The following is a 21,850-nucleotide window of genomic DNA, read 5'->3' as shown; positions in this document are numbered from 1 at the left end:
CAGTCTCGTTGCCGTGGCAGACTTCGGCTTGGTTGCGGAGCCGGGGTGGCTGGTGTCCTTCGCGCCCGGAAAGCGGGTCACACGGGGTGGCGGGCCCGTTCGAGGCCGTCGAGGATCAGGTCGAGGCCGAACTCGAACTCGTCGCCGTAGTTGTAGCCGGGTTGCATGACGTGCTCGACGGCCATCTCGGTGAGGTGCGGATACTCGCCGGAGGCGAATCGGGCCATGATCATCTGGGTGACCTGGCTCGTCTCGTCCGCGTTGTCGAACGGCAGGCTCGCCTCCTGCAGGGCGAATCCGTAGATATAGCTGTCCAGGGCGGAGTACGCGTGGGCGGCCAACTCCACCGTGAAGCCCGCTGTCCGCAGTATTCCGAGCACCGCGTCGTGGTGTCGCAACGTCGCGGGACCGGGTGAGGTCCGCGACTCCATCAGCCCCGTCGCCCATCGGTGCCGCGACAGGACCTCGCGGGCCGACGTCGCGCGCCTGTGCATGGTCGATCGCCAGTCGGTTTCACCGGAGGGCAAGACGATCTCGCCGAAGACGCTGTCGATCATGCCGTCGAGGAGGTCGCTCTTGTTGGCCACGTGCCGGTACAGCGACATCGCCTCGACGCCGAGTTCCACGCCGAGTTTGCGCATGGTGAGCGACTCGATCCCGCCCGCGTCGGCGAGCGCGACGGCGGTCCGCAGCACCAGGTCGCGGTTCAGTCGGCCGCGTGGCTCGCCACTCGGGTCGGTCATTCTCACCCTCCTGTCTCCCAGCCTTGACAAGCTTACGACGTAAGCGTACTGCTTACAACATAAGCTTACAACGTAGGGAGTATGCGGTGGGAACCGAGCGGACGGCAGCGCGGCAGACGAAGGCCGAGTCGACGACGATGAAGGCGATCGTGCAGGACGTGTACGGCGAGGCGGACGTCCTGCGGCTGGCGGAGATCGACCGGCCCGAGATCGGCGACGGCGAGGTGCTGCTGCGGGTGCACGCGGCCGGCGTGGATCGCGGGGTCTGGCACCTCATGGCGGGCCTGCCCTACCCGGTGCGCCTCGCGGGCTACGGGGTGTGCGCACCCAAGGACCGCGTGCGGGGTCGGGAGGTCGCCGGACGCGTCGAGGCCGTCGGCAAGGACGTGACCACGCTGCGGCCCGGCGACGAGGTGTACGGCATCGGCGAGGGCACCTTCGCCGAGTACGCCCGGGCCGACCAGGGCAAACTCGCGCCCAAGCCGAAGAATCTCACCTTCGGGCAGGCGGCCGCGGCAGGCGTCTCCGGTCTCACCGCGCTGCAGGCCGTGCGCGATCGGGGACAGGTGCGGCCCGGGCAGCGGGTACTGGTCATCGGCGCGTCCGGCGGCGTCGGGACCTTCGCCGTGCAGATCGCCAAGGCGTTCGGCGCCGAGGTCACCGGGGTGTGCGGCCCGACGAAGGTGGACCTGGTCCGGTCCATCGGCGCCGACCACGTCCTCGACTACACGCGCGACGACATCGCGGCGGGCGGGCAGCGCTACGACGTCGTCCTCGACTGCGGCGGCAATCGCTCCCTGACCCAACTGCGGCGCGCGCTCACCCCGCGGGGGACGCTCGTCATCGTCGGCGGCGAGACGGGCGGCCGGTGGCTCGGCGGCTTCGACCGCTCGCTGCGGGCGCCCGTGATGTCGCTGTTCGTCGGCCAGACGCTGGGCGCGGTCATCAACTCGGAGAACGCGCGGGACCTCGCCGTGCTCACCGAACTGATCGAGTCGGGCGCGGTGACACCGGCTATCGACAAGACATACCCATTGGGCGAAGCCCCCGCGGCCATCCAGTACATGGTCGATGGCCATGCCCGCGGAAAAGTCGTCGTCACCATCTGACGCTCGACCACCACCGAATTGTCCAAGGAGGACACCCATGTCCATTGCCGCCCCCTGTCCCACCCAAGTCGACTTTCGCGGCACGCGCGAGATCGCCCGCTGGCGACCGCTAGTGCAGTGGTTTCTCGCGATTCCGCAATTGTTCATCGCCTACGCGCTGACCATGGTGCGGGCCGTGCTGACGCTCGTCTCCTTCCTCACCGTCGTGTGCACCGGACGCATTCCCCGCCCGCTCTTCGACACGATCGCCATGACGTTTCGCTATGAATGGCGTGCCGCGAGCTACGCGCTATTCCTGCACGCGGACTATCCACCCTACGACTTCGCGCCGACCGCCGCGGACGACGGCGTCGATCCGCACACCGTGGTCACCTTCACCTATCCCGACCGAATGTCGCGGTGGCAGCCGCTGGTCAAGTGGCTGCTCGCCGTCCCGCATTACCTGGTGCTGGCCGCGTTGGGCATCGCGGCGATGGCCGTGGTGATCGCCGGGTTCTTCGCCGTGCTGGTGACCGGCGAATATCCGCGGCGGCTTCGCGATTTCCTGGTGGGTGTCTATCGCTACAACGTGCGTGTGCAGGCTTACGCCGGTCTGCTCACCGACCAGTATCCGCCGTTCGGTCTGCAAGCGGGTTCCTCTTACTGAAGCACCGGGCCCGCGTGGGTTTCACTGTACGCGGGCCTCGGTGCTCGGGGTGGCATCGCACTGTCCACTGTGGACTCCGTGGTGGGCGATCGACGTCGGTGTGTGTGGGTGTCGGGCGGGGTGACGCCGTCAGGCGGGGCGGCAGGCCGCCGCCGCGCGGTCGTCGGCTGGAATTCCCCGTACGCTGGGGTGGTGACCGCGATCTGTGATCGTCGTGGTCGTGGACTCGCTACGGCTGTCAGGCGGGCGGGTCCGAGCGGCGGGGCGGGTGGGCGGACCGGGTCACGGTGCCGTGCCCGCAACTTCGAGGAGGGCGTGCCGCCGCGCCGTTTCGGTCAGCATCGTTCCTTTCGCATCCGGAGACGTCGGGGCCGTGGCCTCGGACGGTCTGCCGGCGTGCCTCCACGTCGTGACACCACTGCCCCAGGAGGCGAGATCCGACCCATGGACACCAGCCGCATCGTGTTGATGACCGATCACAGTTCGACCGAGGGGGCGCGGGCCACCCTGGCCAGCGCCGTCGAGATGCTCACCGGGCGCCCGCCCGTCCACGTCGACGCGCGGCACTTCATGGTCGGCGGGTCCGGGCGGGCCGTCGCGGTGGATGGCGTGCTCCGCCTCGAAGTTCCGGCCGACGACCTGGTTGTCACCCCCTCTGTCCTGCTGGTCTACGAGATCCAGCCGCCCGATCGGTGGTCGTTCGCGCCGGTTCAGCGGCGGCTGCGCGCGCTCGGGGCGGTCTCCCTCGGCCTCGACGCCGACGCGTGGCGGACGGCGACCGAGAAGGACCGCACGGTCGAGCAGTTCCTCCTCGACGACATCCCGCACATGGAGACCGTCGCCCTGTCCGACCCGCGCCCGGAGTCGGCCGACGAGACCTTCGAACGGCTCGGCGGGGACGTCTGGGCGCGGCCGTCGGTCGGCACGGGCGGCAACGACGTCTTCCACGTCACCACCCGCGGCCAACTCCACGATGTCGCCCGCGGCTACGCCGCGGCCGGGCTCGACTGGCTGATGGCGCGGGACGCAAACAACGTCAACGCGGCCGGACTGCGCCACCAGTTCCGCGTGGTGGTGCTCGACGGGCGCGTCGTGCGGGTGTGCGAGCACGTGCAGTCCGACCCGGACGCGCCCTGCAACGAGGGGCAGGGCGCGGTCTCGACCGTGGTGCCGATCGACGAACTGCCCGACGACGTCCACCAGTTGGCGGTGCGCGCCACGAAGTCGCTCGGGCTGACCTTCGGCGGCGTCGACCTCGCCGTCGAGAACGGGGGAGTGGTGTTCGAGGTCAACGTGCACCCGGTGTTCGGCGCGGTGGACGGCCCGGACTCGGCGGCGGTCCCGTACGTGCGCGCCCACCTCGCGATGCTGTAGCGCTGGCGTACGTCATACGGAGTGCTGTACCGTATGACGTACGGCCAGGGACTCCGCAAGCGCTACGGGGACAAGGACGCGCTGGACGGGTTCGACCTCCGGGTTCCACGAGGAACGGTGTGCGGGCTGCTCGGTCCGAACTGCGCGGGCAAGACCACGTCGGTCCGCATCCTCGCCACCCTGCGGCGGTTCGACAGCGGGCGCGCGGAGCTCGCCGGGTGCGACGTGGCGCGTCAGGCGGCCCAGGTGCGCGGGCGGATCGGCCTGGTCGGGCAGCACACGGCCGTGGACGTGATCCTCGGCGGTCGCCAGAACCTGGTCATGTTCGGCAGGCTCTGCCACCTCGGCGCCCGGCAGGCCCAGGTGCGGGCGGACGAGCTGCTGGCGCGATTCGGTCTCGCCGACACCGGTTCGAAGCCGGTCAAGGCGTACTCCGGCGGCATGCGCAGGCGGCTGGACCTGGCGGCGGGCATGATCCTGGCGCCCTCGGTGCTGTTCCTCGACGAGCCCACCGCAGGCTTGGACCCGCGCGGCCGAAACGAGGTGTGGGAAGCGGTGCGCGCGCTGGTGCGCGGCGGAACCACGGTGCTGCTCACCACCCAGTACCTGGACGAGGCCGACCAACTCGCCGACCGGATCTCGGTGATCGACACCGGCAAGGTCATCGCCGAGGGCACCCGGACGACCTCAAGTCCACGATCGGCGGGACGGATCGACGTGGTCGTGCACAACCCCGGCTGGGGCGGCGATTCGTGGATCGCCCAGAACCCAGCGCTGATGGCGGTGGTCTGGCCGCTCGTGCTGACGCTGGTCTTTCTGCCGCTCGCGGTCAACCGTTATCGGGCCTTGCGTGACTGATCGCTTGTCAGACCCGCGAGCGTACGACGTACGGGCTATATCATCGCCGGACCATGACCAAGGAAACCCGGGGCATGTCCGATCCAGCGCGCAGCCTGGCGCTGCTGTGGCGGACGAAGGAGCCCGTGAGCCGCGAGGGCAGATCCGATCTCAGCGTGGACCGGATCGCCCAGGCGGCCATTCGGATCGCCGACACCGAGGGCATCGGCGCGCTGACCATGCGCCGGGTGAGCGAGGCGCTGGGGGTCGGCACCATGTCGCCGTACACCTATGTGCCAGGTAAGGCCGAACTGCTCGACGTCATGATGGACACGGTGTACGGCGAGATCGCGCGCCCGGATGACGTCGAGGGCGGTTGGCGGACCAGGCTGGAGCTGATCGCGCGCGAGAACTGGGCGCTCTACCGCAGGCACCCGTGGCTCACCTACGTCGAGACAAGCAGGCCGGTGTTGGGGCCGAACCTGCTGGCGAAGTACGACTACGAGCTGCGCGCGCTCGCGGGCGTCGGCCTCTCCGGCGTCGAGATGGACTCGGTGCTCACCCTGGTGCTCGGCCACGTCAAGAGCGCGGCGCGCGCGGCGGCGGATGTCGCCGAGCTGGAGCGCGGGTCGGGGATGACCGACAGCCAGTGGTGGCAGGCCCACGCGCCGTGGCTGGCGAAGTTCGCGGAATCGGACAGCTTCCCGACGGCCAACCAGGTCGGCACGGCCGCGGGGGAGGAACACGGCGCCGCGTACGACCCGGCGCACGCCTTCGAGTTCGGCCTGCGCAGGCTGTTCGACGGCATCGCGGTGCTTGTCGAGGAGCGGTCGGCGCAGGCTGAACCGGGGGCGTGAGACCACCGGCGGACGGCGACGGGACTGGCGGACCATTGACCAGCAATTTCCCCAGTGTCGCCGTCGTAGCATCGCGGTGCCCGCTTGGTCGACCTGCGAGGAGACGCCGACGATGCAGCGGAAGTTCGAGGACTTCGACATCACGGTGACCATGAAGCGCGCCGACTTCCTGCGGACCAAGGGAAACGGGCAGCGCAACCTGCTGCTCAACCGCGCCGTGCGGGAGTTGGCGAGCGACCTCGCGCACCTCGACGCCATCCAGCAGGAGTTCGTCGACGGCTCCCAGCGCCCGCTGATCCGCACCGGTTGGCAGGGCAGCACGGCCGACTACAGCGACCCCAGCCAACTCCTCATCCAAGGCCAGCAGGTGATGCAGGACTGGGAGCACCCGCTGATGAAGGTGCTCGCCGACAACGCGGCGGCCGCGGGCGGCGCGTTGCTGGAGGTCGGGTTCGGCATGGGCATCTCGGCCACCTACGTGCAGGAGGCCGGGGTCGACTCGCACACGATCATCGAGATCAACGAGGACGTGGCCAAGCGGTTCGAACAGTGGCGCGGGCAGTGGCCCGACCGCGACATCGAGCTGGTGCTGGGTTCCTGGCAGGACGTGCTCGGCGACCTCGGCCAGTTCGACGCGATCCTCTACGACACCTACCCCACCAACGAGAAGGAGTTCGTCGAGACGCTGGGCCCGAAGGCCATCGTGCTCGCGGCGAACTTCTTCGAGCACGCCGCCGCGCACCTGCGGCCGGGCGGCATCTTCTCCTACTACACCAACGAGATCGACTCGCTGAGCCGGGTGCACCAACGGGCACTGCTCGCGCACTTCAGGTCGTTCTCGGTGGAACTGGTGACCGGGCTGCGGCCGCCGCCGGACTGCAACTACTGGTGGGCGGGGACGATGGCGGCGGTGACCGCCTACAAGTGACCGGGTCAGTCCCGGACGGAGATGCTCTGCGAAGGGCAGATCAGGGCCGCCTCGCGCACAGTGTCCATCATGGACTCCGCGGGCTCCGCGACGAGCACCGTGACGATGCCCAGGTCGTCTTGGTCGAACACCTGGGGTGCCGACACGACGCACTGTCCCGCCCCGATGCAACTGCGGCTGTCCACCTCGATGCGCGCCATGGCCGCAGACGGTAGCCGCCGGTCCGCTCCGCGACGCGCTACGCACAACTCTCCCAGGAGAATCCCCAGTCTTGCCGTCCCGGTGATTGTCGGACGCCTACAGAGTTTGGGGGTTTCCCTTAGCGCGAGTGGCCAAAATCGTGAACAGGCACGTCGCGCTGGGCTAGCGACTCGCGTAGTCGAGGGAATGAGGTTCGACGATGGCGATGATCTGCGGCACCGATTGCGTTCGGACACTGGTGGAACTCGAACGGGACGCGGTGCGGATGGCCGATGTCCTGCGCGGGCGCGGCATCCGCGTCGGCGACCGGGTGTTGCTCAAGGCGGGCAACTCCGTGGGGTACGTGGCCGCGCTGCTCGCGCTCATGCACGCGGGCGCCTCGATCACGTTGCTCGACCACCAGGAGCGTCCCGAGGCGACCGCCCAGGTGATCAAGCAGGCCGGGATCGTGCTCTGCGTGGTCGACGGCGAGGCACTGATGCCCGAGACCTCCGTGGCGTGCGTGTCGGTCTACGAACTGCAGTTGGCCGCGGTGCGCTCGACCGCGACCGAGCCGCTGGCGGCGGACACCTGGCGCGCGCTGCCCGACGGGCTGCTGATGTTCTCCTCTGGCTCGACCGGCTCGCCGAAGGTCATTGTCAAGACCGGCGAGTCGTTCCTGCGCAACCTCAAGCGCAACATCGACCTGGTCGGGCACGTCGAGACCGACGTGCTGGTGCCGCTGCTGCCGTTCTCCCACCAGTACGGGCTGTCCATGGTGCTCATCGCCTGGCTGTCCCGCTGCTCTTTGGTCGTGGCCGCGTATCGCAGGCTCGACCACGCGCTGGTGATGGCGGATCTGTGTGGTGCCACAGTTTTCGACGCCACCCCCGCGACGTACCGCAGCATGATGAACATCGTCGGCCGCCGCCCGGCACTGGGCTCGGCGCTCACCTCGGCCCGGATGCTGTGCGTGGGCGCCGCCCCGCTCGACGCTGGCCTGGTCACCCGGTGCGAGCAGGAGTTCGGCCACACCCTGCTGGACAGCTACGGCAGCACCGAGATGGGCAACGTCTCCTTCGCCACCCTGGACAACCCGGCGGCCTGCGGCCAGGCGGTCGCGGGCGTCGATCTGTCCGTTGTGGACGATGACGGCACCGCGCTCCCGGCAGGCACGGTCGGCGAGATCATGGTGCGCACCCCGGATGTGATGTCGGGCTATCTGGACGAGTTCGGCTTCCTGATGCCGGTCGTCGGCGAGTGGTTCCCCAGCGGCGACTTCGGTTTCCTGGACGACTACGACAATCTGCACGTGCTCGGCCGCAAGCGCGCGGTGGACCGGCTGGGCTACACACTCTACCCCGACATCATCGAGCGCAAGATCGCCAAGGTCGTCGGCTCCTCGGCGAAGATCGTCGCGCTGCCCGACGAGCGGACGGGCACCCAGCTCGTGGTGTTCATCGAGGACAACGGCGGCCGGTCCGCCACGTTCTGGCGCGAGCGGATCGCCGCGGCGCTGCCCGCCTACGAGGTGCCCAACCGGGTCGTCGTGATCGACAACTTCCCGCTCAACAACAACGGGAAGCCCGACAGCAAGCGGCTTGAGGAGTTGGCGGTGTCCGCGTGAGTCTGACCGCGGTCGTTTTTCCCGGCATGGGCGCGACCACGTTCGCCGACGTCGGCCGGTACATGGTGCTCGACCGCTACGCGCGGGCCAGGGTCGCGGCCGCCGACGAGGTGCTCGGCGAGTCGCTGCTCGCCGGGTTCCGCGCCGAGCGCGACGGCTACGGCGTGCTGTCGCAGGTGGCGTTCATGGTCAACTCGCTCGCCCTGGCCGACCGGGCTGAACAGGAACTGGGCCTGCGGCCGGACATCTGCGCCGGCCCGTGCTTCGGCCAGCGCGCCCTCACCGCGTATGTGGGCGCGCTGGACTTCGCCGACGCCATCCGGTTGACCGTGGAGCTGTCCGGCGTCGAGGACGACTATTTCGCCGCGGAGCCCGAAGACCTGGTAACCCAGTGCTTCGTGCGGGTGCCGGACGAGCCGTTCCGCGCCATGGTCGAGGGGTTCGTCGCGGGCGGGGAGTGGCTGGAGATCTCCGGGCACCTCGACCGCGGCGCCTACCTGGTGTCGATGCGCGCCGCCCTGCTGGACACCGTGATCCGCGGCGTCCGCGACCTCGGCGGCTACACCATGCAGACGATGCGCCCCCCGGTGCACGCGAGCCGCTTCGGCGCGCTGCGCCGCCGCGCGGAGGCCGAAGTGCTGTCCCGCTACCGGCTCGCGGACCCGCGGCTGCCGGTGATCGCCGACCAGGACGGCAGGCTCGTCCGCACGGCCGACGAGCTGCGCACCATGCTCCTGGACACCTTCGACCGGCCGATCGACTGGCCCGCCGCGGTGTCCACTTTGGCCGGTCACGGCGTGCGGACGGCCTACTTCACCGGCCCGGACATGATGTTCCACCGGCTGGACTGCAGCGCGGCGGCGTTCCGCGTCGTCCCGGTGACCCCGAAGACCGTGTCCCGCCCGGTGGCAGTCCGCCGCTGAGTCCCTTGTGGACGGTCAGGGGGCCAGGTCGACCGGCGCGAAGTCGTGGAACAGGTCGCCCGGGCCCGGGTTGTCCGGGTCCGTCCGGCCGCCGAGGTGGTTCAGCACGCCCCACACCGCGTTCAGCGCCGTCGTCACCGCGCCCTCGGCGAAGCCCGCCGTCCAGGAGATGTCGTCGCCGCAGAGGAAGAAGCCGCGCTGTGCCGGGGGGCAGCGGTCCTGCATGAACTGGGTGAACAGCCTGCGCTGGTAGCGGTAGTGGCCGGGCAGGTTGGCCTTGAAGGCGCCCATGAAGTGCGGCTCGCACTCCCAGGTGATGGTGATCGGCCGGGAGATCAGGTGTCCGGCGATGTCCACGTCCGGGTAGATGGTGGCCAACTGTCGCAACAGGACGGTCAGGCGCTGGTCGTCGTCGAGGGTGCGGAGCTTGGCCGAGTCGTCGTTCCAGGTGTAGGACAGGCACATCACGCCCGGCTGGTCGGGCCCGGAGTCGAACAGGTAGACCCCGCGCGGGAACCGGTCGGTGAGCGTCATGCCCATCAGCTCGCGCCCGTCGCGCGGGTCGATGTCGCGCCAGAACGGGCGGTCGGCGAGCACGAACAGCTTGGAGGCACTCATGTAGTGGGTGCGCTCCACCGCGGTCCACTGGTCCGCGCTGAGCAGCTCGGGGTCGCAGTCGACGTTGCCCAGCAGCGTCCACACGTGGGGGGTGAACACGACCGCCGGGAACGCTCGGGTGAACCCGGCGGTGTCCGCGAGGTGGATCAGGTCGCCCGCGCGGTCCATCCGCACGACGCCGGGGTGCGGGGCGCCGTCGTGCAGGCTCGCCAGCGAGGTGCCCGCGGGCCAGTGGGCCATGTCCGGCGGACTGGCCCGCCAGAGTCCGTCAGGAACCTGTTGCGCGCCACCGACGATGCTCAGGTGGTCCTCGTCGGCGTGGGTATAGACCACCCGCAGGATCTCCAGGATGGAGTTGGGGAAGTCGGTGTCCCAGCCGCCGGTGCCGAAGCCGACCTGGCCGAAGATCTCCCGGTGCCGGAACGTGCCGAACGCCGAGGACTCGGCGAGGAAGCCGGAGAACGACTGGTCGTCCAGCTCGGCGACCAGCCGGTTCCAGATTCCCTTGACCAGCGGGATGTCCCGCCTGCGGATCGCGTCGACCATTGTGGACAGTTCGGCGCGGTCCTGCAGGGTCTTGTCCCAGGCGTCGGCGACCTCCTGGTAGATCCCGGGCAGCTCCTCGGGGGTGCGCGCGCGGTGCACGACGCCGCCGAGGTCGATGACCGTGTTCGGGGTGGACCGCGCCAGCGGGTTGGGAAAAGGGCGGGTGGGCAGCTCCAGGGTGTCGATGTAGTGGAACAGCGTGCGCGCCGCGGGCGGGAACCGCATGGCGCCCAGCTCCGCGACGCACGCCGGGTGCTCGGGGAAGGGCACCGACCGCATCCGCCCGCCCAGGTCGCCCGCCTCGTACACCACCGGCCGCAACCCCAGGCGCAGCAACTCGTACGCGGTCACCAGCCCGGACATGCCCGCCCCGACCACGGCGACCGGCGTGCCGTGCGCCTGCCGCGGCAGGTGGCCCAGTCCGGCGGGGTGGCGCACCCACTCGTCGTAGCCGAACGGGAAGTCGGGGATGAGCATCGTGACCGGTCCGGCCGAGGTCATCTCGGTCCCCTCCCCGGCGCGGCCACGTCCTGGTACAGGCTCGGGCGGCGGTCGGCCAGATAGGGCGTGGCCGCCCGGGCCGCGTCGGCCTCGGCCGCGTCGAGGTCCGCGACCAGCAGTTCCTCGCCTGCCGCCGGCGCGCCCGCGCGGACCCGCCCGTAGGGGTCCACGACGCGGCTCAGGCCGCAGTAGTCGACTTTGCCGTCGGGGCCCGCCCAGTTCGAGTAGACGACGGACAGTCCGTTCTCGAACGCCCGCGCGGGCACCAGGGTCTCGGCCACGAACTCCCACGGGCAGGCCAGCGCGGACGGCACCACGAGCACCCGGGTCCCGCGCAGCCCGTGCGCGCGAACCAGTTCCGGGAACTCGACGTCGTAGCAGACCAGCAGGCCCACCGTGGTTCCCTCGACCTCGGCCTGCACGACGGCGACCTCGCCCGGGGTGAACGCCGACTGCTCGGCCGGGCCGTACAGGTGGGTCTTGCGGTAGGTCGCGGCGGGCGATCCGGCGGCGTCGACCAGGTGCACGGTGTTGAACAGCGCGGACCCGACCCGCTCCGGGCACCCGTACACCAGCGCGATCCCGTTCGCCGCGGCGATCCGCGCGACCCGGTCGGCCAACTCGGCCGCCCCGTCCGCGAGCGCGCGGATCTCCGGTACGGTCGTGCGGTAGCCGGTGAGCGACATCTCCGGGGTGACGAGCAGTCCCGCGCCGAGGTCCCGGGCGTGCGCGGCGACCTCGGCGAGCCGCGCGAGGCGCCGCTCCCCGTCCTCGGCCCGGACGGCGGCCTGCCAGCATGCGAGCCTCACGGGCGGTCCTTCCCGTCGAACCGGTCCGGCACGGCAGCCGATCGGCCCTCCGCGGCCCATCCTGCTGCCGTTCGGTCTCCTGAAATCCCCAGACTCGGCCGCGCCGCCCGCACCAGGCAGGCGGGCTCTAGGGGAATCTCCAGCGCCACCGCTCTTACAGTCCGAACGACCTTGCGCGCACGCCTGCTCTGTTAAGGGTGGACCACTGTCATGACGAGTCATGCCGACCCCACGTCCGGCGCGGGCGGTGCGGTCGGCGGGTCCGCTGACCTGCGCGCGAGCCTCGCGGCGGGCGCCCCGGCCGACGCCGCGCGGCTGCTGTTCGAGCTGGTCCGCACGCACGCCGCCGCCGCGTTGCGGGTCGAGCCGTCCGAACTGGACGATCCCGGCCGCGGCTTCGCCGACCTCGGGTTCGGCTCGCTGGCCGCGGTCGAGCTGCACCGGCGGCTGCGGACGGCGACCGGCCTGTCGCTCCCGGTGTCGATCGCCTTCGACCACCCGACGCCGCGCGCCCTGGCCACCCACCTCGCCGCGGAGCTGCTCGGCGCCACCCTCGCGGCAGGCCCTGTTCGGGTAGCGGCGGGCGACGACGACCCGGTGGTCATCGTCGGCACCGCGTGCAGGCTGCCCGGCGGGATCACCTCGCCGGAGGAGTTCTGGCGCTTCCTGCTCGACGGCGGCGACGCCGTGGGGCCCTTCCCCACCGACCGCGGCTGGGACATCGCGGGCAGCTACGACCCCGACCCCGACCGCGCCGGGCACACCTACGTCCAGCAGGGCGGTTTCCTCGCCGGGGCCACCGAGTTCGACGCGCCGTTCTTCGGCATCTCGCCGCGCGAGGCGCGCGCGATGGACCCGCAGCAGCGGCTGCTGCTGGAAACCGCGTGGGAGGTGCTGGAGCGCGCCGGGATCGATCCGACGTCGGTGCGCGGCTCGGCCACCGGGGTGTTCGTCGGCGCCGAGAACCACGAGTACGGCCCGGGGCTCGACCGCGCCCGCGACGGCGCCGAGGCCCACCTCATCACCGGCACCGCGGGCAGCATCGCCTCCGGGCGCATCGCCTACCACCTCGACCTGCACGGGCCCGCGCTGACGGTGGACACCGCGTGCTCGGCGTCGCTGGTCGCGCTGCACCTGGCCGCGCAGTCGCTGCGCCGCGGCGAGTGCGACCTCGCGCTGGTCGGCGGCGTCGCGGTGATGGCCACGCCGGGCTCGTTCCTGGCGTTCAGCAGGCAGCGCGGGCTCGCCGCGGACGGCCGGTGCAAGGCGTTCGGCGCGGCCGCCGACGGCACCGGCTGGAGCGAGGGCGTGGCGATGGTGCTGGTGGAGCGCCTCTCGGTCGCCCGCGAGCGCGGCCACAGGGTGCTCGCGGTCGTGCGCGGCTCGGCGATCAACCAGGACGGTGCCAGCGCCGGGCTGACCGCGCCCAACGGTGTCGCGCAGCGGCGGGTGATCCTCGACGCGCTCGCCGACGCCGGGCTGCGACCGTCCGATGTGGACGCGGTGGAGGCGCACGGCACCGGCACCGCGCTGGGCGACCCGATCGAGGTCTCGGCGCTGCAGGCCGCCTACGGCCGCGCGCGCACCGCGGCCGCCCCGGTGTGGCTGGGGTCGGCGAAGTCCAATGTAGGCCACACGCAGGCCGCCGCGGGCGTTGTCGGCGTGGTCAAGATGGTGGAGTCGCTGCGCCACGGCGTGCTGTCGCGGACCCTGCACGCGGACCCGCCCAACCCGCACGTCGACTGGTCGGCGGGCGCCGTGGCGCTGCTGCACGAGCAACGCGACTGGCCGCACACCGACGCGCCCCGGCGGTGTGCGGTGTCCTCGTTCGGCTTCAGCGGCACCAACGCGCACGTCATCCTGGAGCAGGCCCCGGCGCAGGCGCCCGCGGAGTCCACTTCGGACCGTCCGGCGCTGCCGGTGCCGGTGCTGCTGGCCGCCCGCGGCCCCGCCGCGCTGGCGGCGCAGGCGCGGCGGCTGCGCGGCGTGCTCGACGCGGGCGTGGACCTGCTGGACGTGGCGTACTCGGCCGCCACCGGCCGGGCGGCGCTGGAACACCGCGCGGTGGTCGTGGGCGAGTCGCCCGCGCAGGTGCTGGCCGGGCTCGACGCCGTGGCCGCCGGGGCGGCCGATCCGGCCGTGGTCACCGGGGTGGCCGGGCACGGCGGGCTGGCGTTCGTCTTTCCCGGGCAGGGCGCGCAGCGCGCGGGTATGGGCCGCGGTCTGCACGCGCGGTTCCCGGTGTTCGCGGCCGCCCTCGACGCCGCGTGCGCCGAACTCGACCTGCACCTCGACCGGCCGCTGCGCCCGGTGCTGTTCGCCGAGCCCGGCACGGCCGATGCGGCGCTGCTGGACCAGACCGCGTACACCCAGCCCGCGCTGTTCGCCTTCCAGGTGGCGCTGTTCCGGCTGCTGGAGTCCTGGGGCCTGCGGCCGGACGCGGTGGTCGGCCATTCGATCGGCGAGGTGGCCGCGGCGCACGTGGCCGGGGTGTGGTCGCTGGCCGACGCCGCCGCGTTCGCCGCGCACCGGGGCAGGCTCATGCAGGACCTGCCCGCCGGCGGGGCGATGGTGGCCGTGCGGGCGGACGAGAGCGAGATCGGTGACCTCGTGGACGGGGTTGTCGTCGCCGCGGTCAACGCGCCCGGGTCGGTCGTGCTGTCCGGTGTGGAGTCCGCGGTGCTCGCCGCCGCCGCCGCGCTCGGTGAGCGCGGCCACCGCTGGACCCGGCTGGCCGTCAGCCACGCGTTCCACTCCGCGCTGATGGAGCCCGCGCTCGACGAGCTGCGCTGGGTCGCGGAAGTGCTGGACTACCGCGAGATCAAGGTGCCCGTGGTGTCCACCCGCACCGGGGCGCGGGCGGGTGCCGAATTGTCCACACCGGACTATTGGGTCGGCCAGGCGCGCGAGCCGGTGCGCTTCGCGGCCGCGGTGGGCGTGCTGCGGTCGATGGGAATCACCGCGGTGCTGGAACTCGGCGCCGACGCGGTGCTCTCCGCGATGGTCGCCGATTGCTTCGCCGACGCCCCCGCCACGGCGATCGCGCTGCCCGCGCTGCGTGCCGAGCAGGACGAGGCCCGGGCCGTCACCGCCGCCGTCGGCGCGCTGCACGTGCACGGCGCGAGCCCGGACTGGTCGGCGTACTTCGCCGGTCGCGGGGCGCGTCGGGTGGATCTGCCGACTTATCCCTTCCAGCGCGCCGTGTTCTGGCTTGAGTCTGGAGTGGACCGAACGCGGTCCGACCTGGACCACCCCGTGCTCACCGCCGCGCTGGACGTCGCGGGCGAGGACGAGGTCGTGTTCACCGGGATGCTCTCCCCGCGCACCCACGGCTGGCTCGGCGACCACAGGATCGCCGAAACGGTGCTCGTGCCCGGCACCGCGTTCCTGGACCTGGCCATCCGCGCGGGCGACGAGGTCGGCTGCGACCGGGTGGTCGAGCTGGTGATCGAGGCGCCGCTGGCGTTCCCCGGCATCGACCCCGACGAGACCGCGCGCGTGCAGGTCGTCGTCGGGGCGCCGGACGAGGCGGGCGGGCGTGCCATCGCGATCCATTCCCGCCGGGGGAGCGGGGACTGGACCCGGCACGCCACGGGTGCGCTGGCCGCGGGTGCGCCCGCGGTCGCCGACGAGGCGCAATGGCCGCCCGCCGGGGCCGTCGCCGTCGACCTGATCGGCTGCTACGAGCGGTTCGCCGAGGCGGGATACCAGTACGGACCGGCATTCCAGGGCCTCGCCGCGGTGTGGCGGCTCGGCGACGAGGTCTTCGCCGAGGTCCGGCTGCCCGAGTCCGCGCCGTCCGACGAGGCGGCCTTCGGACTGCACCCGGCGCTCCTGGACGCCTGCCTGCACGCGCACCCGTTCCTCGCGGGCACCGACCCGGACCGGCTCACGCTGCCGTTCTCCTGGACCGATGTCGCGCTGCACGCCGTGGGCGCGAGCGCGCTGCGGGTGCGCCTCACGCCGCTCGGCCCGGACGCGCTTGCCTTGCGCGCCACCGACTCCACGGGGAAGCCGGTGCTGTCGGTCGGCGCGCTGGTGCTGCGGCCCGCGGCCATCGACCTCGGCCGCGCGGACACCCGCGACAGCCTGTGGCGGCTCGACTGGGTGGCCGCGCCCGCCGATTCCGCCGCCCCGCCGACGATCACCGTGCTGGGTCGGGAAACCGACCCGCTGGCGACGGAACTGCGCTTCGCCTGCCAGTGCGGGATGGCCACCGACCTGGCCGACGTGGCGGTGCCCGGCGTGGTCGTGGTGCCCGTCGTCGGCGCGGGCCCGGTCCCCGAGTCCGCGCTGGCGCTGACCACGCGGGTGCTCGACCTGGTGCAGCGGTGGCTGGCCGACGACCGGTTCGCCGGGTCGCGGCTGGTGTTCGCGACCCGGGGCGCGGTGTCCGGTGTGGACGTTGCCGCCGCCGCGGTGTGGGGGCTGGTGCGGACGGCCGAGGCGGAGAACCCGGGCTGTTTCGGGTTGCTGGACCTGGACGACGACGCGGCGCCGTTCGCCGCGGTGGCCTCGGCGGTAGGCGAGCCGGAGTCCGCGGTGCGGGCTGGCGAGGTACTGGTTCCGCGGCTGGCACGGGCGGTGCCCGGTGATCCGGTGTCGTGGGCGGGCCGGGTGCTGATCACGGGCGGCACCGGCGGTCTTGGCGCGGTGATCGCCCGGCATCTCGTCGCCGAGCACGGCGTGCGGGACCTGCTGCTGGTGAGCCGCGGCGGTGCGGCTGCCCCGGGTGCGGCGGATCTGGTCACCGCGCTGGACGAGCACGGTGCGCGGGTGGCGGTGGTGGCCTGTGACGTGGCGGATCGGGCCGCGGTGGCCGGGCTGCTGGCGCGATACCCGGTGTCCGCGGTCGTGCACGCGGCCGGTGTGCTCGACGACGGAGTCATCGGATCGCTGACGCCGCAGCGGATCGAGGCCGTGCTGGCACCGAAGGCGGCCGCCGCGTGGCACCTGCACGAGCTGACCGGGGACCTGTCGGCGTTCGTGGTGTTCTCGTCGCTGGCGGGGACGTTCGCGGGCGCGGGCCAGGGAAACTACGCGGCGGCGAACGCCTTCCTCGACGGCCTGGCCGCGCATCGGCACGCACTCGGCCTGCCCGCGACCTCGCTGGCGTGGGGGGCGTGGACGCCGTCGGTCGGCATGATGAGCGGTCTCGGCGAGTCCGATGTGGACAGAATGGTGCGCTCGGGTCTGCCGCCACTGTCCGAGGCGCAGGGCGTGGCGCTGTTCGACGCCGCCCTGGCTGTCGGGGAACCGGTGGTGTTTCCCGCCCGCCTCGACCTGCCCAGGCTACGGACGCTCGGCGAGGTTTCCCCGCTGCTGCAAGGGCTTGTGCGCGCCCCGGTCCGTCGAGCGGCGGTCGCACCGGGTTCGGTGGCCGCCGATGTGGTGGCGCGGCTGGTCGGGCTGGCCGCGGCCGAGCGGCGCGACGCGCTGCTGGAGGTGGTGCTGGCGGAGGTCGCGGCCGTGCTGGGCCACGCCGGGGCGGCCGGGATCGAGTCGGCCAAGGCGTTCCGCGACCTCGGGTTCGACTCGCTGACGTCGGTGGAACTGCGCAACCGACTCAGCGCGGCCACCGGGCTGCGGCTGCCCGCGACCCTGGTGTTCGACTACCCGACCGCGCACGTGCTCGCCGGATACCTGATCGACGAACTGCTGGGCGCCGACGATGTCGCGGACGCACCGGTGCCGGGTCTCGCGGTGGCCGCCGCGGACCCGATCGTCGTGGTGGGAATGGCTTGTCGCTACCCGGGCGGGGTGGGCTCGCCGGAAGACCTGTGGCAGTTGGTGAGCGACGGCAGCGACGCGGTCACCGGTTTCCCCACCGACCGCGGCTGGGACCTCGACGGGCTCTACGACCCGGACCCGGAGCGGCTGGGCACCACCTACACCCGCAGCGGCGGGTTCCTGCACGAGGCGGCCGAGTTCGACTCGGAGTTCTTCGGGATGAGCCCGCGAGAGGCGGTGTCGACCGACTCCCAGCAGCGGCTGCTGCTGGAGGTGTCCTGGGAGGCGGTCGAGCGGGCCGGGATCGACCCGGAGTCGTTGCGTGGCAGCCGAACCGGGGTGTTCGCCGGGGTGATGTACAACGACTACGCGATGCTGCTGGGCGATGAGGTCTTCGAGGGCTTCCGGTCCACCGGCAGTTCCCCGAGTATGGCGTCGGGCCGGGTCTCCTATGCCCTCGGGTTCGAGGGTCCCTCGGTCACGGTGGACACCGCGTGCTCGTCGTCGCTGGTCGCGGTGCACCAGGCGGCGCAGGCACTGCGCGCGGGGGAGTGCACCTTGGCGTTGGCAGGCGGGATCACCGTGATGTCCACTCCAGACACATTCATCGACTTCGCGCGGCTGCGCGGGCTGGCCGCGGACGGCCGGTGCAAGTCGTTCGCGGAGTCTGCCGACGGCGTGGGGTGGTCCGAGGGAATCGGCGTCCTGGTGTTGTCACGGCTGTCCGACGCCCGACGAGCGGGCTACCGGGTGCTGGCGGTGGTGCGGGGATCCGCGGTGAACTCCGACGGTGCGTCGAATGGGCTGACCGCGCCGAACGGCCCGTCTCAGCAGCGGGTGATCCGGCAGGCGTTGTCGAGCGCCGGTCTGTCCACTTCGGACGTCGATGTGGTGGACGGACACGGCACCGGGACGATGCTGGGCGATCCGATCGAGGCGCAGGCGCTGCTGGCGACCTACGGCCAGGACCGCGCGCACCCGCTGCTGCTGGGGTCGGTCAAGTCGAACATCGGGCACACCCAGGCCGCGGCGGGCGTCGCCGGGATGATCAAGATGATCATGGCGATGCGGCACGGGCTGCTGCCGAAGACCCTGCACGTCGACACGCCGTCGTCGCATGTGGACTGGTCGACTGGCGCGGTGGAGCTGGTGCTGGAGAACACCCCGTGGCCCGCGGCGGACCGGCCGCGGCGGGCGGGGGTGTCGTCGTTCGGGGTGAGCGGCACGAACGCGCACGTGATCATCGAGCACGTGCCCGAGGTCGCGGACCCCGGCGCGCGGACGGTGCCCGCGGTGGTGCCGTGGGTGGTGTCGGCGAAGTCGGTCGAGGCGCTGGACGCGCAGATCGGCCGATTAACGTCTACTGTGGACTCGAACCTGTCCCGAGTGGACATCGGACTTTCACTGTTGGCCGGGCGATCGGTGTTCGGACACCGGGCGGTGCTGCTCGCGGGTGACGAGGGTGTGGTCGAGGCCGCGCGGGGCGAGGCGGGCGACGGTCGGCTGGCGGTGCTGTTCGCGGGCCAGGGTTCCCAGCGACTCGGCATGGGACGGGCACTCTACGAGCGGTTCCCGGTGTTCGCCGACGCGTGGGACGCGGTGACGGCCGAGTTGGACCCGCTGCTCGACCGTCCGCTGCGCGAGGTGGTGTGGGGCACCGACCCCGCGCCGCTGGACCGCACCGGCCACACCCAGCCCGCGCTGTTCGCCGTCGAGGTGGCGCTGTTCGGACTGGTGCGGTCCTTCGGGATTCGGCCCGCTTTCGTCGCGGGACACTCGATCGGCGAGATCAGCGCCGCCCACGTCGCCGGGGTGCTGTCGCTGCCGGACGCCTGCAGGCTGGTGGCCGCGCGGGCCGGGCTGATGCAGGCGCTGCCCACTGGCGGTGCGATGGTCGCGGTGCGGGCCACCGAGAAGCAGGTGACCCCGCTGCTGACTCCGGGGGTGTCGATCGCGGCGATCAACGGGCCGTCCTCGGTGGTTGTCGCGGGCGAAGAGGACGCCGTGCTGGACCTCGCCGCCCACTTCGCGGCGTTGGGACACAAGACATCGCGGCTGGCGGTCAGCCATGCGTTCCACTCCCCGCTGATGGAGCCGATGTTGGCCGAGTTCCGTGCCGTGCTGGCCGGGCTGTCGTTCGCCGAGCCGACGATCCCGGTCGTCGCCAACCTCACCGGCCGGATCGCCGCGCCCGGGGAGCTGTGCTCGCCCGAGTACTGGGTGCGCCATGTGCGCGAGACCGTGCGGTTCGCCGACGGGATCACCACCCTGCACGAGGCCGGGATCACCACGCTGCTCGAACTCGGGCCGGACGGCGTGCTGTCGGCGATGGCGCGGGAGTCCCTGCCGGACGACGCCGTGGTGGTCCCCGTGTCCAGAAAGGACCGCAGCGCGGAGGTCGCCGCGGTCACCGCGCTGGCCCGCCTGCACGTGGCCGGGGTGCGTGTCGACTGGGCGCCGGTGTTCGCCGACACCGGCGCCCGCCTGGTCGACCTGCCGACGTATGCCTTCCAGCACCAGCGGTTCTGGCCGAGCGGCGTGGTCGGCGTCGGCGACGTGACCGCCGCCGGACTCACCCCGACCGGGCACCCGCTGCTCGGTGCCGCCGCGCTGTTGGCCGACGGCACCGGCATGCTGTTCACCGGCAGCCTCTCGCTCGTCGCGCAGCCGTGGCTGGCCGATCACGTGGTCGCGGGTTCGGTACTGTTTCCTGGCACGGCATTGCTCGATCTCGCGATCCGCGCCGGGGACGAGGTTGGCTGCAACCGGGTCGATGAGCTGACCCTCGCCGAGCCGCTCGTGCTGCCCGCCGTCGGCGCCGTGCAGGTGCAGCTTCGGGTCGCCGCGCCGGACGACCGGGGACGGCATGCCATCACCATCCACAGTAGACAAATAGACGGACCCTGGGTCGCCCACGCCACCGGCCTGCTCGGCCCGGAAACGGCCCCGGTCGAGTTCGATTCGAAGGTCTGGCCCCCCGCAGGCGCCGAGCCGGTGGACGTGACCGGATGCTACGACGGGTTCACCGAGGCCGGGTTCGGCTATGGGCCGGTGTTCCAGGGGTTGCGGGCGGTGTGGGTTCGCGGGGACGAGGTGTTCGCGGAGGTGGCGCTGCCCGAGCAGGTGCACGACGCGGACGCGTTCGGGCTGCACCCGGCGCTGCTCGACGCCTGCCTGCACGCCGCGCTGCTGACCGACCGCGGCGAGGGACTCCCGTTCTCCTGGGAAGGTGTTTCCCTGCACGCTTCCGGGGCGGACGCGGTCCGGGTGCGGCTCTCGCCCGGGCCGGGCGATGCCCTGGCGATCGCGGTGGCGGACCTGACGGGCGAGCCGGTTGCCTCGATCGAGGCGCTGGTGGCGCGCCCGCGGCAGACCATGCGGGTGAGTCCGGCGCCGGTCGGGAACGAGTCGCTGTTCCGGCTCGACTGGGTGGCGCGGCAGGCGGAGCACCCCGCGGAGTCCGTGCGGTGGATCGCCCTCTGCGACGGTTCCGCGCTGGGCGGCCCGGGAATCGGGTCGCTCGCGGAACTGGATGCCGTGCCGGATTTCGTGGTACTCCCGGTCGCGGGCAACGGCGCGGCGCCGGAGTCGGTGCACGCCGTGGCGGCGCACGTGCTCGACACCGTTCGGCAGTGGCTGGTCGACGACCGGTTCTCCGGCTCCTGCCTGGTGATCGCCACCCGCGGCGCGGTCGCCGTCGGCGAAGAGGATGTGCGGGATCTGGCGGCCGCGGCGGCCTGGGGTCTGGTGCGCTCGGCCGACCTGGAGAACCCGGGCAGGCTGCTGCTGGTCGACCTGGACGAGTGGGGTGCGTGGCCGGTCGCCGTGTCCGCGCTGGCGGGGCTGCGCGCGGCGGGAGAACCGCAGGCCGTGGTGCGCGGCGAGACAGTCCACAGTGGACGACTTGCGCGACTCGGGTCCGGTCCTGCCCTGGTGCCGCCGTCGGGCACGCCGTGGCGACTGGACACCCGGCGCAGGGGGAGTCTCGGCGAACTGACCCTCGTGCCGTGCCCGGACGTGCTGGCTCCGTTGACCGGCAGGCAGATTCGGGTCCGGGTCGCGGCTGCCGGGGTGAACTTCCGCGATGTGCTCAGTGCGCTGGGCATGTATCCGGGCGCGGTGGTGTCCCTTGGTGCCGAAGCCGCCGGTGTGGTTGTCGGGATCGGGCCCGAGGTTACCCGCCTGCGGTTGGGCGACCGGGTCATGGGGGTGGTGGGGGACGGTTTCGGCACCGTGCTCGTGGCCGACGACGAGCGGACCTTCATCCGGGTGCCGCAGGGGTGGTCGTGGGACGTGGCGGCGTCGGTGCCGGTGGTGTTCTTGACTGCCTACTTCGGACTCGTTGACTTGGCGGGGTTGCGGCCGGGGGAGAAGGTGTTGATTCACGCGGGTGCTGGTGGGGTGGGGATGGCGGCGATCCAG

General features: G+C 72.1%; 13 protein-coding genes. 9 read left to right on the top strand and 4 right to left on the bottom strand.

The window, feature by feature from the left end:
- Positions 1 to 77: 77 nt before the first annotated feature.
- Positions 78 to 743 carry a TetR/AcrR family transcriptional regulator gene (locus ACT4N7_RS07875; RefSeq protein ID WP_444827943.1) on the bottom strand — a complete coding sequence of 222 codons (666 nt, stop codon included), beginning with the start codon at positions 741 to 743 and terminating at the stop codon, positions 78 to 80.
- Between the two features lie 137 nt (positions 744 to 880).
- On the opposite strand from ACT4N7_RS07875, the gene ACT4N7_RS07870 reads away from it, so the two are divergent.
- The 6 genes from ACT4N7_RS07870 (at position 881) to ACT4N7_RS07845 (ending at position 6,494) form a co-directional block, all read left to right on the top strand.
- Positions 881 to 1,852 (top strand): NAD(P)-dependent alcohol dehydrogenase, encoded by a 972-nt coding sequence (locus ACT4N7_RS07870; RefSeq protein WP_444827982.1) that lies wholly within the window; start codon positions 881 to 883, stop codon positions 1,850 to 1,852.
- A 37-nt stretch (positions 1,853 to 1,889) separates the two neighbouring features.
- On the top strand, positions 1,890 to 2,498 hold the full coding sequence (locus ACT4N7_RS07865) for a DUF4389 domain-containing protein (RefSeq protein ID WP_444827942.1): 609 nt from the start codon (positions 1,890 to 1,892) through the stop codon (positions 2,496 to 2,498).
- 444 nt (positions 2,499 to 2,942) lie between these two features.
- Positions 2,943 to 3,872, top strand: a complete 930-nt coding sequence (locus tag ACT4N7_RS07860; protein ID WP_444827941.1) for an ATP-grasp domain-containing protein — start codon at positions 2,943 to 2,945, stop codon at positions 3,870 to 3,872.
- Positions 3,873 to 3,905: 33 nt separating this feature from the next.
- The gene (locus tag ACT4N7_RS07855) at positions 3,906 to 4,730 is read left to right on the top strand and encodes an ABC transporter ATP-binding protein (RefSeq protein ID WP_444827940.1); all 825 of its coding nucleotides are present in this window, start codon (positions 3,906 to 3,908) and stop codon (positions 4,728 to 4,730) included.
- A 74-nt stretch (positions 4,731 to 4,804) separates the two neighbouring features.
- On the top strand, positions 4,805 to 5,566 hold the full coding sequence (locus ACT4N7_RS07850) for a TetR/AcrR family transcriptional regulator (RefSeq protein ID WP_444827939.1): 762 nt from the start codon (positions 4,805 to 4,807) through the stop codon (positions 5,564 to 5,566).
- 112 nt (positions 5,567 to 5,678) lie between these two features.
- A complete protein-coding gene (locus ACT4N7_RS07845; protein ID WP_444827938.1) occupies positions 5,679 to 6,494 on the top strand; it encodes a class I SAM-dependent methyltransferase in 816 nt (271 codons plus the stop codon).
- 5 nt (positions 6,495 to 6,499) lie between these two features.
- Here ACT4N7_RS07845 and ACT4N7_RS07840 read toward each other — a convergent pair whose 3' ends face one another.
- Positions 6,500 to 6,694: a ferredoxin gene (locus ACT4N7_RS07840; protein WP_444827937.1), complete on the bottom strand. Its 195-nt coding sequence runs from the start codon at positions 6,692 to 6,694 to the stop codon at positions 6,500 to 6,502.
- 200 nt (positions 6,695 to 6,894) lie between these two features.
- Here ACT4N7_RS07840 and ACT4N7_RS07835 point away from each other — a divergent pair, with 200 nt between their 5' ends.
- Together ACT4N7_RS07835 and ACT4N7_RS07830 are read left to right on the top strand one after the other, a co-directional pair.
- Complete coding sequence (locus ACT4N7_RS07835; RefSeq protein ID WP_444827936.1) at positions 6,895 to 8,301, top strand: class I adenylate-forming enzyme family protein; 1,407 nt, start codon at positions 6,895 to 6,897, stop codon at positions 8,299 to 8,301.
- On the top strand, positions 8,298 to 9,224 hold the full coding sequence (locus ACT4N7_RS07830) for an ACP S-malonyltransferase (protein ID WP_444827935.1): 927 nt from the start codon (positions 8,298 to 8,300) through the stop codon (positions 9,222 to 9,224). The genes ACT4N7_RS07835 and ACT4N7_RS07830 overlap by 4 nt, the downstream gene beginning before the upstream one ends.
- A 15-nt stretch (positions 9,225 to 9,239) precedes the next feature.
- On the opposite strand, the gene ACT4N7_RS07825 is transcribed toward ACT4N7_RS07830, so the two are convergent.
- Together ACT4N7_RS07825 and ACT4N7_RS07820 are read right to left on the bottom strand one after the other, a co-directional pair.
- Positions 9,240 to 10,889: a flavin monoamine oxidase family protein gene (locus tag ACT4N7_RS07825; RefSeq protein ID WP_444827934.1), complete on the bottom strand. Its 1,650-nt coding sequence runs from the start codon at positions 10,887 to 10,889 to the stop codon at positions 9,240 to 9,242.
- Positions 10,886 to 11,698, bottom strand: coding sequence for a carbon-nitrogen hydrolase family protein (locus ACT4N7_RS07820; RefSeq protein WP_444827933.1), 813 nt, complete (start codon positions 11,696 to 11,698; stop codon positions 10,886 to 10,888). The genes ACT4N7_RS07825 and ACT4N7_RS07820 overlap by 4 nt, the downstream gene beginning before the upstream one ends.
- Positions 11,699 to 11,908: 210 nt before the next feature.
- Here ACT4N7_RS07820 and ACT4N7_RS07815 point away from each other — a divergent pair.
- On the top strand, positions 11,909 to 21,850 hold a 9,942-nt coding region (locus tag ACT4N7_RS07815; protein ID WP_444827932.1), incomplete at its 3' end, for an SDR family NAD(P)-dependent oxidoreductase.

Source organism: Actinokineospora sp., from assembly GCF_052390155.1.
In the GTDB taxonomy this organism is placed as follows: domain Bacteria; phylum Actinomycetota; class Actinomycetes; order Mycobacteriales; family Pseudonocardiaceae; genus Actinokineospora.
The sequence above is the reverse complement of the archived record's forward strand: the minus strand, read 5'-3'. Positions and strand labels throughout refer to the sequence as shown.